Annotated in this window: 14 protein-coding genes; all 14 read left to right on the forward strand. The window is 40.3% G+C overall.

Annotated elements, in window-relative coordinates; genetic code table 11:
- Nucleotides 1–10 precede the first annotated feature (10 nt).
- The 14 genes from yabG (at nucleotide 11) to spoVT (ending at nucleotide 12,997) form a co-directional block, all read left to right on the forward strand.
- Nucleotides 11–889, forward strand: a complete 879-nt coding sequence (gene yabG / locus N667_RS0113815) for a sporulation peptidase YabG (protein WP_027410124.1) — start codon at nucleotides 11–13, stop codon at nucleotides 887–889.
- A 210-nt stretch (nucleotides 890–1,099) separates the two neighbouring features.
- Nucleotides 1,100–1,363 (forward strand): biofilm formation stimulator Veg, encoded by a 264-nt coding sequence (veg, locus tag N667_RS0113820; protein WP_027410125.1) that lies wholly within the window; start codon nucleotides 1,100–1,102, stop codon nucleotides 1,361–1,363.
- A 105-nt stretch (nucleotides 1,364–1,468) separates the two neighbouring features.
- Entirely contained in the window at nucleotides 1,469–1,651 is a 183-nt protein-coding gene (locus N667_RS0113825) for a small, acid-soluble spore protein, alpha/beta type (RefSeq protein WP_027410126.1), read from the forward strand.
- Nucleotides 1,652–1,800: 149 nt separating this feature from the next.
- Nucleotides 1,801–2,670 (forward strand): 4-(cytidine 5'-diphospho)-2-C-methyl-D-erythritol kinase, encoded by an 870-nt coding sequence (gene ispE, locus N667_RS0113830; protein ID WP_027410127.1) that lies wholly within the window; start codon nucleotides 1,801–1,803, stop codon nucleotides 2,668–2,670.
- 56 nt (nucleotides 2,671–2,726) lie between these two features.
- Nucleotides 2,727–3,551, forward strand: coding sequence for a pur operon repressor (purR, locus tag N667_RS0113835; protein ID WP_027410128.1), 825 nt, complete (start codon nucleotides 2,727–2,729; stop codon nucleotides 3,549–3,551).
- A 19-nt stretch (nucleotides 3,552–3,570) separates the two neighbouring features.
- Entirely contained in the window at nucleotides 3,571–3,945 is a 375-nt protein-coding gene (locus N667_RS0113840) for a RidA family protein (protein ID WP_027410129.1), read from the forward strand.
- 212 nt (nucleotides 3,946–4,157) lie between these two features.
- Nucleotides 4,158–4,448 carry a septation regulator SpoVG gene (spoVG, locus tag N667_RS0113845; RefSeq protein ID WP_027410130.1) on the forward strand — a complete coding sequence of 97 codons (291 nt, stop codon included), beginning with the start codon at nucleotides 4,158–4,160 and terminating at the stop codon, nucleotides 4,446–4,448.
- Nucleotides 4,449–4,573: 125 nt separating this feature from the next.
- Complete coding sequence (gene glmU / locus N667_RS0113850) at nucleotides 4,574–5,953, forward strand: bifunctional UDP-N-acetylglucosamine diphosphorylase/glucosamine-1-phosphate N-acetyltransferase GlmU (RefSeq protein WP_027410131.1); 1,380 nt, start codon at nucleotides 4,574–4,576, stop codon at nucleotides 5,951–5,953.
- A 9-nt stretch (nucleotides 5,954–5,962) separates the two neighbouring features.
- Nucleotides 5,963–6,916, forward strand: coding sequence for a ribose-phosphate diphosphokinase (locus N667_RS0113855; RefSeq protein ID WP_027410132.1), 954 nt, complete (start codon nucleotides 5,963–5,965; stop codon nucleotides 6,914–6,916).
- A 75-nt stretch (nucleotides 6,917–6,991) separates the two neighbouring features.
- Nucleotides 6,992–7,621 carry a 50S ribosomal protein L25/general stress protein Ctc gene (locus tag N667_RS0113860; RefSeq protein ID WP_035098990.1) on the forward strand — a complete coding sequence of 210 codons (630 nt, stop codon included), beginning with the start codon at nucleotides 6,992–6,994 and terminating at the stop codon, nucleotides 7,619–7,621.
- Nucleotides 7,622–7,817: 196 nt separating this feature from the next.
- The gene (gene pth, locus N667_RS0113865; protein ID WP_027410134.1) at nucleotides 7,818–8,378 is read left to right on the forward strand and encodes an aminoacyl-tRNA hydrolase; all 561 of its coding nucleotides are present in this window, start codon (nucleotides 7,818–7,820) and stop codon (nucleotides 8,376–8,378) included.
- A gap of 62 nt (nucleotides 8,379–8,440) precedes the next feature.
- A complete protein-coding gene (locus N667_RS0113870; RefSeq protein WP_027410135.1) occupies nucleotides 8,441–8,671 on the forward strand; it encodes an anti-sigma-F factor Fin family protein in 231 nt (76 codons plus the stop codon).
- Nucleotides 8,672–8,731: 60 nt separating this feature from the next.
- Nucleotides 8,732–12,265, forward strand: coding sequence for a transcription-repair coupling factor (mfd, locus tag N667_RS0113875; protein WP_027410136.1), 3,534 nt, complete (start codon nucleotides 8,732–8,734; stop codon nucleotides 12,263–12,265).
- A 195-nt stretch (nucleotides 12,266–12,460) separates the two neighbouring features.
- Nucleotides 12,461–12,997, forward strand: a complete 537-nt coding sequence (gene spoVT, locus N667_RS0113880) for a stage V sporulation protein T (protein ID WP_027410137.1) — start codon at nucleotides 12,461–12,463, stop codon at nucleotides 12,995–12,997.
- Nucleotides 12,998–13,263 lie beyond the last annotated feature (266 nt).

The following is a 13,263-nucleotide window of genomic DNA, read 5'->3' on the forward strand; positions in this document are numbered from 1 at the left end:
TGAACGAGCAATGGAGATTAAAATCGGAGATATCGTGGCCAGAAAATCATACGAATGCGATTTATTGTTTCGAGTGATTGATATTAAAGAGAAAGATGGAGAAATAGAAGTGATCCTTCACGGTGAGGACGTACGTTTAATCGCAGATGCCCCATTGAACGATTTAATCATTGTTGATGAACAGGAGCAACAAACGAGAAAAAAAAGGGAAAATGAGTTAATTGAACAGTCATATAGGTTGTTAAGGCAAGATTATTACCTGTTGAAACAAAAAGCAGAGTATCGGGCGACAGGGGGGTATCAAACAGAAAAAGATTTTTTTCAAATTCCAGGGCGCGTCCTTCATCTGGATGGTGACCCTGTATACTTACGTAAATGTTTAAACTTATATGAACGAATCGGTGTCCCTGTATATGGTGTATATTGTGAGGAAAAGGAGATGCCGGAAAAAGTAGGAGGACTCCTTGAGCAAGTTCGTCCCGATATTTTAGTTATTACAGGTCATGACTCTTACTCAAAATCAAAAGGGAAAGTAACTGATTTAAAAGCATACCGTCATTCAAAATATTTTGTGCAAACGGTAAAAGAGGCGAGGAAAAAAATACCTCATCTTGACCAGCTTGTCATTTTTGCTGGGGCATGCCAATCGTATTTTGAATCATTAATTCGTGCCGGTGCAAACTTTGCAAGTTCCCCAGCGCGTGTCAATATTCATGCGCTTGATCCAGTGTATATTGTTTCAAGAATTAGTTTTACTCCCTTTGTTGAGGCAGTTCAAGTTTGGGATGTGCTGCGCAATACTTTGACTGGTGAGAAGGGGCTTGGGGGGGTAGAAACAAAAGGAGTACTGCGCACGGGAATGCCATTTCGCTTAATTGAAGAAGAATAGGGAGAAGATCGCTACGGCGAAAGAAATAGTCGGGCGATCTTTTTCTATTCCATACATAATTTTTCATGAACAGTATATAATATACACGGAAATGAGAAAAATGTAGAAAAATACACATTGACACAAATGAAAAGTGGTTGGTATAATTTTTATTTTTGATTTTTTAAATCAAATTTGTTATAATGTTAACAGTGAGGTGGAGAGCGAATGATGGCAAAAACTTTATCCGATATTAAGAAGGCGTTAGATTCTAACATTGGTAAGCGCCTAACATTAAAAGCGAACGGTGGTCGAAGAAAAACCATTGAACGCTGTGGGATTCTTGCAGAGACGTATCCATCTGTATTTGTCATTGAGCTTGATCAAGCGGAAAATGCGTTCGAGCGTGTCTCTTATAGCTATGCGGATGTATTGACAGAAACGGTAAAATTAACATTTTTGGATGATGATCATATGGTAGTGGGCAGGCAGTAGACATTTGTTTGCTGCTTTTTGTTTTTCTCCGCCGCATCAAACATAAAGAGTGGGTCGTTTTTAAATACTAAAACTGTCGCGGTGTTGGAAAGGAGCTGTTTGCATTTGGGTCGACGTCGTGGAATAATGTCACAGCGTTTTAAAGAAGAATTAGCAAAAGAGCTAGGGTTTTATGACGTAGTGCAAAAAGAAGGATGGGGTGCAATTCGCGCGAAAGATGCCGGCAACATGGTAAAGCTAGCCATTGAAATGGCTGAAAGACATTTGGCGAACAGGCAAGGACGCTAAACGAACTTGACAAACGAACGCCGCGACAGCCGAAGCTTTATGGCTTCGGTTTTTCTTTGACAAGACCGCTAAAAGATTGCATAATGATGGACGGTGTTTTGTGGTAAAATGTTCGTATAAGTTTGAAGTGGATAAAGTAGGTGGAAAGTTTGAGATTATTGGTAAAGGCACCGGCAAAAATCAATTTATCATTAGATGTGTTACATAAACGTCCGGACGGATATCACGAAGTTAAAATGGTTATGACGACAATTGACCTTGCTGACCGCATTGAATTAATTCCATTGTCGAGCGATACGATCAAAATCATTTCGCATAATCGCTTTGTTCCTGATGATCACCGCAATTTAGCTTATCAAGCGGCGAAGTTGTTAAAAGAAACGTTTGGAATCAGAGAAGGGGTAGCGATATCTATTACAAAAACGATTCCAGTAGCGGCAGGTCTGGCAGGAGGGAGCAGCGATGCAGCTGCTACACTGCGAGGGTTGAACAAACTTTGGAAGTTAGGTCTTACCCTTGATCAGTTGGCCGAACTTGGTGCCAAAATAGGTTCCGATGTCTCATTTTGTGTCTATGGGGGAACAGCGATTGCGACAGGGCGGGGAGAGAAAATTGAGCATATTCCAGCCCCGCCTCCATGTTGGGTTATTTTGGCTAAGCCTACGATCGGAGTTTCTACGGCGGAAGTATATCGAAACTTAAATCTTAATACAATTACTCATCCAGATGTTGATGGAATGGTACAAGCCATTAAAAGTCAAAACTACGAGAGGATTTGCTCTCTTGTTGGAAATGTGTTGGAAGATGTGACTTTGAGGAAATATCCAGAAGTAGCCAACATTAAGGAACAAATGAAGCGATTTGGTGCTGATGCAGTGTTAATGAGCGGGAGCGGCCCAACGGTGTTCGGGTTAGTTCAATATGATTCACGCCTACAGCGAATCTACAATGGATTACGAGGGTTTTGTGACCAAGTATTTACAGTGAGATTGTTAGGAGAGCGGAATTCTCTTGATTAAACACGTACATTAATGTTATATTTACGTTAAAATATTCGGTTTTAGGGGGTGTATTTATGAAATTAAGGCGCAGCAGCCGACTAGTCGATATGACGCATTATCTCCTGCAACATCCTCATCAGCTCGTGCCGCTCACCTTTTTTGCAGAGCGTTATCAATCGGCGAAATCTTCCATCAGCGAAGATTTGGCTATCATTAAACAAACGTTTGAGCAGCAAGGAATAGGAACGCTCAAGACGCTTTCCGGCGCGGCGGGCGGCGTTCAATATATTCCAAAAATGTCTGCTGATGAAGCGAAAGCAACGGTTCAATACTTGTGCGAACAACTCGCTAATCCGGAGCGATTATTGCCCGGTGGGTACTTGTACATGACTGATATTCTGGGAGATGCCCGTATTGTGAACAAAATTGGTAGACTTTATGCGTCTCTTTTTGCAGAAAGATCAATTGATGTTGTGATGACGATCGCGACAAAAGGTATTCCACTCGCTTATGCCGTTGCTCACTTTTTGAATGTGCCCGTTGTGATTGTTCGCCATGATAATAAAGTAACCGAAGGATCAATGGTCAGCATTAATTATGTTTCTGGTTCTTCAAAGCGTATTCAAACGATGGTATTGGCAAAACGGAGTTTGGCGGAAGGCACAAACGTTTTAATTGTTGATGATTTTATGAAAGCAGGCGGAACGATCAACGGAATGATTAGCCTGCTAAATGAGTTTAATGCCCAATTAGCTGGCATTGGTGTTCTCGTGGAATCAGAGGAAACGAGCGAAAGGCTTGTTGATGAATATATTTCCTTAGTAAAGCTCTCTTCTGTTAATATAAAAGAGAAGCAAATTGCTATTAAAGAAGGAAACTATATTGATTTTATGGAATAAGTGAAAGGGGATATGCAAGATGAAAAAAGTAGAAACAACAAAAGCGCCGCAAGCCATCGGTCCTTACTCTCAAGGAATTATTGTCAATAACATGTTTTATAGCTCTGGACAAATTGCCTTAACACCAGAAGGAGAAATGGTTGAAGGAGATGTTCAAGCACAAACGCATCAAGTATTTAGAAACTTGCAAGCTGTTTTGGAGGCAGCAGGAGCATCACTTGAAACAGTCGTAAAAACGACAGTATTTCTAAAAAGCATGGATGATTTTGCAGCAATGAACGAAGTCTATGGACAATATTTTAATGAACACAAGCCAGCTCGCTCTTGTGTAGCAGTGGCTAAACTTCCGAAAGATGCGCTCGTTGAAATCGAAGTTATTGCATTAGTAAAATAGTTTCCCTTGTGTTGCTGCTCACCTTTCTATTCCCATTTGAAGAATGTTTCAAATAAGAAGTTGGATGGATATTGAGAAATTTTAATAGTTTGACAAAAATCGGTCATTTTAGCCATTTTTTATAAAAAAATTTAAATAAAAAGAAGGAAATGCGGGATAAATGTGGAATAAAACTAATTAAGTTCTTATATAGGGAAAAGGTGGTGAGCAGAATGGAAGTAACTGACGTAAGATTACGCCGCGTGAATACCGAAGGACGTATGAGAGCGATTGCCTCGATTACATTGGACAATGAGTTTGTTGTGCATGATATCCGTGTAATTGACGGCAATAACGGCTTGTTTGTGGCGATGCCGAGCAAGCGTACTCCTGACGGGGAATTTCGCGACATTGCACATCCAATTAATTCCACAACCCGCGGGAAAATTCAAGAAGCCATATTGGCAGAGTATCACCGTTTAGGTGAACTTGAGGAAGAATTAGAAGAAGCTGGTGCTTCTTAAATAGAAAAAGCCTGTTCTAGCAGAACAGGCTTTTTATTTTTTGGTAAAATGGATTGTTTCCTTGAAATACATAACTAATTGAGATATATTCAATATGGATAAAAAGGTAATTGGAGGCCCTGTTTATGGTAAAACGATATGCGGTAATATTGGCGGCGGGACAGGGAACAAGAATGAAATCTAAACTCTATAAAGTGTTGCATCCTGTCTGCGGCAAGCCAATGGTTCAGCATGTGGTTGACCAAGTATTACAGCTTGGTCTGGAGAAAGTAATTACTGTTGTTGGTTTTGGTGCAGAACAAGTTCAATCGCAGATTGGTGATAAAAGCGAATTTGCTCTCCAAGAGAAGCAGCTAGGAACGGCCCATGCAGTCATGCAAGCATCCCCGTACTTGAAGGACAGAGAAGGCGTGACGCTTGTTGTTTGTGGGGATACTCCCCTAATTACGGCTGAAACGATGAAAGCGTTATTAGAGCATCATCTTTCCACTCGTGCTAAAGCTACGATTTTAACGGCTATTGCAGAAAATCCCACTGGTTATGGGCGAATTATTCGCAATGGCGACGGACACGTAGAAAAAATTGTAGAACATAAAGATGCAACTGAAAAAGAGCGGATGATTAAGGAAATCAACACAGGAACGTACTGTTTTGATAACAAAGCTTTATTTGAAGCGCTTACAAACGTCTCTAACGATAATGCCCAAGGAGAGTATTACTTAACGGATGTCATTGAAATTTTAAAGACAAAAGGTGAGATTGTTTCTGCTTACCAGGCTCCTTCATTTGAAGAAACCATCGGAATCAATGACCGTCTTGCTCTTTCCCAAGCCGAAAAAATTATGCGCAGGCGCATTAACTATTCTCACATGATGAACGGCGTGACCATCATTGATCCAGAGCATACGTATATATCACCAGAAGCGGAAATCGGTAGGGATACTGTCATTTACCCTGGCACCGTCATTGAAGGAAAAACAATAATTGGTGACGATTGTATCATCGGTCCCCACTCTGAGATTAAAAATTGCGTAATCGGAAGCGGCACGACGATTCGTCATTCGGTTGCTCATGATAGTAATATCGGGCATCATGTAACAATTGGACCATTCGCCCATATTCGCCCATCTTCGGCAATTGGCGATGAAGTACGTATTGGAAACTTTGTCGAAATCAAAAAATCTACGTTTGGTAAAGGAAGTAAAGCTTCACATTTAAGTTACATCGGCGATGCCGAAGTAGGAGAAGATGTGAACTTAGGTTGCGGTTCGATTACAGTGAATTATGACGGAAAGCATAAATATTTAACAAAAATTGAAGACGGAGCGTTTATCGGCTGTAATGCAAATTTAATCGCCCCTGTAACAATAGGAAAAGGTGCTTATGTGGCAGCTGGTTCCACGATTACTGAGGATGTTCCAGGGAACGCTTTATCAATTGCTCGCGCCCGTCAAGTAAATAAAGAAAATTACGTGGATCGCCTTAACATTAAGAAAAATTCCTAACGGAGGTTTATCATGTCTCAATATCTCGATTCCAGTCTCAAGTTGTTTGCCCTAAATTCCAATATGAAGCTAGCAGAAGAAATCGCTCAAATTATCGGTGTACAGCTAGGAAAATGTTCCGTATCACGCTTTAGCGATGGGGAAATTCAAATTAATATTGAGGAGAGCATTCGCGGTGGCGATGTGTTTGTCATTCAATCAACAAGCGCTCCTGTAAATGAACATTTAATGGAACTTTTGATTATGATTGATGCGTTAAAGCGTGCGTCTGCAAAAACCATTAATATTGTCATGCCTTACTATGGTTATGCTCGCCAAGATCGTAAAGCGCGTTCCCGCGAGCCGATCACCGCAAAATTAGTAGCCAATCTTTTAGAAACAGCAGGTGCTTCTCGCGTCATTACACTTGATTTGCATGCTCCGCAAATTCAAGGATTTTTTGATGTTCCAATCGATCATTTAATGGGTGTGCCAATTTTAGCGGACTATTTTAAAAATAAAAATCTCCAAGATATCGTAATCGTATCTCCAGACCACGGCGGGGTAACGCGTGCGCGTAGACTAGCGGACCGCTTAAAAGCACCAATTGCTATTATTGATAAACGTCGTCCTAAACCAAATGTCGCAGAAGTGATGAATATCGTTGGACAAGTGGAAGGAAAAACAGCTATTCTCATTGATGACATTATTGATACAGCTGGAACGATCACATTAGCGGCCAATGCGCTTGTCGAAAACGGCGCAACTGAAGTGTATGCTTGTTGCACACATCCTGTATTGTCGGGACCAGCCATTGATCGGATTCAAAATTCTAAAATTAAAGAATTGGTTGTAACCAATTCGATTGCTCTTTCAGATGAAAAGAAAATTGATAAAATTGTAGAATTATCTGTAGCTCCTTTAATTGCTGAAGCTATTATTCGCATCTATGAGATGCAATCGATTAGTGCACTTTTTGATTAATTAAAATCTATGTTTAAATCCCCCTGTTTTAGGACAAAGTAATTCGTAGATTCTAAAACAGGAGGATGATGATTCATGGCTGTGTTAGAAGCACAAGAGCGCACGGAAGAAAAGCACTCGGCCCTTCGAGAAATTCGGCTGCAAGGAAACATTCCTGGAGTGCTCTATGGGAAAGATATAAAAAATAAAATGATTTATATTAATGAATCCGATTTTATCAAAACGATTCGTGAGGCTGGACGCAATGGCCTAATTATGCTTAGAGTAAATGGAGAAAGCCATTCTGCATTGCTTCGTGATATTCAAAAAGACCCGATTCGCAACGAGATTATGCATGTCGATTTTCAGGCAGTGGATATGTCATCGGAAGTGAACGTTGATGTGAACGTCCATTTAGTTGGAGATGCCGCTGGTGTTAAAGATGGCGGCGTATTGCAACAACCGTTGCATCAATTATCGATTCGGGCGTTGCCTTCTAATATTCCGTCGTCTATCGACATTGATATCTCTCATCTTCAAGTCGGTGAAACCATTACTGTTGGTGATGTTCAAACAGGTGGAAAGTACGAAATTAATCACGAACCCGAAGAGGTTATCGCTTCAATTTTACCGCCGAAACAAGAAGAAGAAATTCATAGCGGCGAGCAACAGGAACCAGGGCATCCTGAATCGGAAGAAGGGCGAGAAACAACTCCACAATCATGACGGACAGACGTAACCATTGTTTGGTTACGTCTTTTGCGCTAAACTGTCAATGAGAAGGAAGGTACACTTGTATTCAGCATCGTATTTACTTGTGGGTTTTTTGAATAAAAAATAAAGTAAATGGCATGTTTGTCGAATCCCGATGGCAAGAGTCACGGGCTTTGTTAGTATGCAAATAAAGAGAGGAGATCAACCGTTGAAACTGTTTGTCGGCCTAGGGAACCCCGGAAGGGAATATGAGCAAACAAGGCATAATATCGGATTTATGATTGTTGATGAGCTTGCCAAACGTTGGAGTATTTCTTATAATCAAGCAAAATTTAATGGTGTTTTTGCATCCCATATTATTGCCGGGGAAAAAGTCATATTATGTAAGCCTTTAACATATATGAATTTATCGGGTGAATGTGTGCGGCCGTTTATGGATTATTATAAAATTGATATTGAAGATGTAGTCGTTATTTATGATGATTTAGATATTCCAGTGGGAAAAATCCGTTTGCGTATGAAAGGAAGCGCCGGCGGTCATAACGGGATCAAGTCACTTATTCATCATTTGGGAACAGATCAGTTTAAACGCATTCGCGTTGGCATTGGGCGTCCGCAAAACGGTCAAAGGGTAGCAGACTATGTGTTAGGAAGATTTACACAAGAGGAAGAAGCCGATATTCAACATGCAATTATACGTGCAGCTGATGCTTGTGAAAAAGCGGTCTCCGCTTCATTTTTACAGGTAATGAACGAGTTCAATTCATGAATAAAATCCTCCTAAATGGTAAAAAATGAACATATGTGAGAGACCATTAGGAGGTTGTGGATATGCCATTGCATTATTATTGTCGGCATTGTGGAGTAAAAGTAGGCACGATCAACCGGGTACCGTTATATAGCGAACAGCTAGGATTTCATCATCTGACGGAAGAAGAGCGTTTAGATATGATTTCTTACCTCCCGAATGGGGAGATCCATGTGAAAACGATTTGTGAAGATTGCCACGAAGCACTTGAGAGAAATCCAGAACTGTACCAATATGAGAAATTTATACAATAAGGAGCTTTGGTTACACCAAAGCATTTTTGCATTTATCGCTATGAGAGGAGGGGGAACTCGGTGCGAGCATTGCATCATTATTTTGTAGAAAACCAAGACGTTCAGTCAATTATAAAAGGAATTGAAATTGGTTTAAAGGAGCAACTTATAACTGGGTTATCAGGTTCGGCTCGGTCGGTATTTTTATCATCTCTTTATAAAGAAACAAATAGACCGTTGCTTATTGTTGCTTATAACTTATTCCAGGCGCAAAAGATATATGATGACCTCATACAGTTGTTAGGGACAGAGGAAGTGTTTCTTTATCCTGTCAATGAAATGATTGCTGCGGAAATGGCTATCGCTAGCCCTGAACTAAAAGCTCAACGTTTAGAAGTGATGAATTATTGGACGCAGCAAGAAAAAGGGATTGTGATTACTCCGCTTGCAGGATTGCGGCGTTTATTACCACCGAAGCCTCTATGGAAGGAAAATCTGTTTAAAGTTGAAGTAGGAAAAGAATTTGATATTGATATTTATAAACAGCGTCTTGTGCAAATGGGGTATAAGAGAGTGTCGGTGGTATCAACTCCGGGGGAATTTAGCATTCGTGGCGGTATCATTGATATTTATCCGCTCACAGTAGAACTTCCATATCGGATTGAATTGTTTGGTACAGAAGTAGAGTCTATTCGAACATTTACAATCGATGATCAGCGTTCACAAAAAGAGGTAAAGCAAATTTTAATAGGGCCGGCAGATGAAATGCTTGTATACGGGAAAGCATTGCAGCAAGGTATTGAAAGGATTGAAAAGGGATTAGCAGAAAGCATTAAAACAATAAAGGACGAAAAGACAAAGCAATTATTAGTCGATCACATTTCTTATGAACTTGAGCGATTAAAACAAGGGCAAGAAATTGAACAACAATATAAATATTCCGCGCTTTTTTATGATGAACCTGCTAGTTTGCTAGACTATATGCCGGAGAATGGTCTATTGTTGCTTGATGAAGTTAGTCGTTTGCATGACTCGTCAGAAAATTTAGATAAGGAAGAGGCAGAATGGTATACAAGTTTACTTTCGGAAGGAAAAATTATCCACGAAGTTCCAATTTCCCATTCTTTCTCCAACCTCCTGCAATCATGTAAGAAGCCAATTTTATATTTATCATTATTTTTGCGTCATGTTCCGCATACGCATCCGCAAAATATCGTGAGTATTTCTTGCAAGCAAATGCAAAACTTTCACGGCCAAATGGCGTTATTAAAAACGGAATTAGAGCGCTGGAAGAAGGCGAAGTATGCAGTCATCTTTTTAGCCCCAAATGAGGAGCGGGTGAAAAAGCTGCAATCTATTTTAGAAGACTATGAGATGGATGTGTCTTTATTGCCGGAAGAGGCGGCAATCATGCATGGTAAATGCCAGCTTATTCAAGGAGATTTAAATACAGGTTTTGAACTGCCGATGCAGAAGGTTGCCGTGATTACAGAGGAAGAGTTATTTAAAAAACGCATAAAAAAGACAACTCGAAGGCAAAAATTGTCAAATGCGGAGCGGATTAAAAGCTATTCAGAGTTGCAAGCAGGCGATTATGTGGTACACGTAAACCACGGAATCGGTAGATATTTAGGAATTGAAACATTGGAGATAAATGGAATTCACAAGGATTACATCCATATACAATATCAAGGAAGCGACACATTGTATGTTCCTGTTGATCAAATTGATCAAGTGCAAAAGTATGTCGGCTCAGAAGGAAAAGAACCGAAAATTTATAAACTAGGCGGAACTGAGTGGAAAAAGGTCAAGAAAAAAGTCGAGTCGTCGGTTCAGGACATTGCCGAAGATTTAATCAAACTGTATGCAGAGCGAGAAGCAAGCAAAGGATATGCCTTTTCTGCGGATACGGAAATGCAGCGGGAATTTGAAGCAGCTTTTCCTTATCAAGAAACAGAGGATCAGCTTCGCTCTATTGAAGAAATCAAACGCGACATGGAAAGTGAAAAGCCAATGGACCGTTTATTGTGCGGTGATGTTGGCTACGGAAAAACAGAAGTCGCACTCCGAGCGGCTTTTAAAGCGATTATGGACGGAAAGCAAGTGGCATTTTTAGTGCCGACAACGATTTTGGCGCAGCAGCACTATGAAACGGTAAGAGAACGTTTTCAAGGATATCCGATTAATGTTGGTTTACTCAATCGTTTTCGTACGAAAAAACAGCAAAACGAGACAATTCGAGGATTGAAGGATGGTACCATCGATATGGTGATCGGTACCCATCGATTATTATCAAAGGATGTTGCTTTCAAGGATTTAGGATTGCTAATTATTGATGAGGAACAGCGATTTGGAGTAACTCATAAGGAAAAAATCAAACAGCTTAAAGCGAATATTGATGTGCTAACGCTAACAGCGACACCGATTCCAAGGACGCTACATATGTCAATGATAGGGGTTCGGGATTTATCTGTTATTGAGACGCCACCGGAAAATCGTTTTCCTGTCCAGACATATGTGATGGAATATACGCCAGAATTAATCCGTGAGGCGATTGAACGAGAGCTTGCAAGGGACGGACAGGTGTTCATTCTCTATAACCGTATTGAAGATATTGACGTTAAGGCAGAGGAGATTTCGATGCTGGTGCCAGATGCGCGCGTCACATACGCCCACGGAAGAATGACAGAAAACGAACTCGAATCTGTTATTCTGGCGTTTTTAGAAGGACAATATGACGTGTTAGTAACAACGACGATTATTGAAACAGGTGTCGATATTCCGAATGTGAATACGTTGATTGTATATGATGCGGATAGGATGGGGCTTTCCCAACTATACCAATTAAGAGGGCGCGTCGGACGTTCCAATCGTGTTGCTTATGCGTATTTTACGTATCGGAAGGATAAAGTATTAAATGAAGTGGCTGAAAAACGTCTGCAAGCTATTAAAGAGTTTACAGAGCTCGGATCAGGGTTTAAAATTGCAATGCGCGACTTATCGATTCGTGGAGCAGGAAATATATTAGGGGCTGAACAACACGGATTTATTGACTCCGTCGGGTTTGATCTATATTCGCAAATGCTGAAGGAAGCCATTGAAAAACGCAGAGGCATTCACCAAGAAGAAAAACAGATTGAAGTGGAAATCGATCTTGAACTGGATGCTTACATTCCGGATACGTATATTTCTGATGGTTTACAGAAAATCGATATGTATAAACGGTTCAAAGCCATTAACACATTGGAAGAACTTGAGGAACTTCGCGCTGAAATGCTTGATCGCTTTGGAGAGTATCCGGATGAAGTCGATTATTTATTCCAGGTAGCTGAAATGAAAGTATATGCTAAACAGAACGGAGTCGAGTCCATTAAGCAGCATAAACAACAAATTGATTTATTGTTTACGGAACAGGCATCAAAAGACGTACAAATTCAGCGTCTATCTAAAGTCGGAGAACGGTACGGACGAGTGTTTGGTTTTGGCATGGATGGTTCAAAATTAAAAATCGTTCTCTATGTTAAAGGCTTGAAAGCGCAAGAATGGCTTATCATTTTATACGAAACATTAAAGGAATTAACACATGAGAAAAATGAAAGATCGGTGACAGCTTAAGCACAAAATGTTTACATTTTGGAAAATGTGTCGATGATGAATGTTGGGGAATTTTATCTAAAATTGAAAAAATCACTTTCATCACGTATAGAAGTTGCGTTGTGAAGGATACTAATCACAACAATGGTGAATTCTTCAATGAAGAATTCATCGGTGTATTCTTCAAACATCAAGATGAAAGTGAGGCGTCAATCGATGAAAGCAACTGGTATTGTGCGTCGAATTGATGATTTAGGACGAGTTGTAATCCCAAAAGAAATTCGCAGAACGTTGCGCATTCGGGAAGGGGATCCACTTGAAATATTTGTGGATCGTGACGGTGAGGTTATTTTAAAGAAGTATTCACCAATTAGTGAACTTAGCGACTTTGCCAAAGAATATGCTGAAGCTTTATTTGACAGTTTAGGTCATCCTGTTTTAATTTGTGATCGCGATACATTTATTGCTGTCGCAGGGGTTTCTAAGAAAGAGTTTCTAAATAAGAGTGTCAGTTCGTTAGTGGAAAAAGTAATGGAAGATCGTCAGCCGCTTCTCCGTACAGAAGAGGGTGAAGTGGAACTTGTTGATGGACACACAGAACGATTGAAATCGTATACAATTGGCCCAATTGTGGCAAATGGAGATCCGATTGGTGCAGTCGTTATTTTATCAAAAGACAAAGCAATTGGCGAAGTCGAGCACAAATCAGTCGAGACGGCTGCGAGCTTTTTAGCGCGGCAAATGGAGCAATAAGAAAAGCGTGAAAGGTTCGGAACACTTTGCGCCATGAGGATATGGTGAAGTGTGGATGAATTGGCCTTTTCAATCAACTTATTGCACCGCGGAAAGCATGGCTTCAAATCGACTAAAGTATTGCTGGTGCAGTCGTATTCTAGACAGATTTTGTGTCATGTTTGTTACTAAAAATAATGAGCTAAAATGCATTCGGGTAAATGATGTTTTAAAAGGAATGATCTCTTAATACAAATTGGTTTGAATGTATATGCTTTAAAAGGCAG

Origin of the sequence: Anoxybacillus tepidamans PS2 (assembly GCF_000620165.1) — a bacterium.
In the GTDB taxonomy this organism is placed as follows: Bacteria; Bacillota; Bacilli; order Bacillales; family Anoxybacillaceae; genus Anoxybacteroides; species Anoxybacteroides tepidamans_A.

Coding starts and splice junctions, on each gene's coding strand:
- veg (WP_027410125.1), top strand. CDS start 1,100: ATGGCAAAAACTTTATCCGATATTAAGAAGGCGTTAGATTCTAACATT.
- purR (WP_027410128.1), top strand. CDS start 2,727: ATGAAATTAAGGCGCAGCAGCCGACTAGTCGATATGACGCATTATCTC.
- N667_RS0113870 (WP_027410135.1), top strand. CDS start 8,441: ATGCCATTGCATTATTATTGTCGGCATTGTGGAGTAAAAGTAGGCACG.
- N667_RS0113840 (WP_027410129.1), top strand. CDS start 3,571: ATGAAAAAAGTAGAAACAACAAAAGCGCCGCAAGCCATCGGTCCTTAC.
- spoVT (WP_027410137.1), top strand. CDS start 12,461: ATGAAAGCAACTGGTATTGTGCGTCGAATTGATGATTTAGGACGAGTT.
- spoVG (WP_027410130.1), top strand. CDS start 4,158: ATGGAAGTAACTGACGTAAGATTACGCCGCGTGAATACCGAAGGACGT.
- glmU (WP_027410131.1), top strand. CDS start 4,574: ATGGTAAAACGATATGCGGTAATATTGGCGGCGGGACAGGGAACAAGA.
- yabG (WP_027410124.1), top strand. CDS start 11: ATGGAGATTAAAATCGGAGATATCGTGGCCAGAAAATCATACGAATGC.
- N667_RS0113860 (WP_035098990.1), top strand. CDS start 6,992: ATGGCTGTGTTAGAAGCACAAGAGCGCACGGAAGAAAAGCACTCGGCC.